Origin of the sequence: Brachyspira catarrhinii (assembly GCF_005518285.1) — a bacterium.
GTDB classification, from domain to species: Bacteria; Spirochaetota; Brachyspiria; order Brachyspirales; family Brachyspiraceae; genus Brachyspira; species Brachyspira catarrhinii.
Genome location: NZ_SJDU01000883.1, coordinates 1 through 298, shown reverse-complemented (window position 1 = coordinate 298; position 298 = coordinate 1). Strand labels below are relative to the sequence as shown.

The window sequence follows — 298 nt, the reverse complement described above, 5'->3', positions numbered from 1 at the left end:
AATAGATTCTTCGATAGAAAAATAAATAGAAATATCGTCCAACTTTCTTGTGTCGTATATAATAGAATCTCCGAAAAATTCTTTAAATCCGTTTCCTTCATGCAAAGTGAGAACTACATCTATTTTATATTCGTCAAGCATATCCATATACTTTTTTGCAAGTTTGTCGGTAATATTTCTATTTATTTTTCTATCGAAGAATCTATTATTAATATCGAGTCCTCCGATTGCGCGAACATTTTTTCTATAGGCTTCTGGAACGGCTATAGGAACTATCGTTAAATCTCCTTTTTTCATC

At 30.9% G+C, this 298-nt stretch carries 1 protein-coding gene; it reads right to left on the bottom strand.

Annotated features, from left to right (window positions below):
* The coding region (locus EZH24_RS13725; RefSeq protein WP_473807497.1) for a M14 family metallopeptidase at positions 1 to 298 on the bottom strand (298 nt) is incomplete at both ends.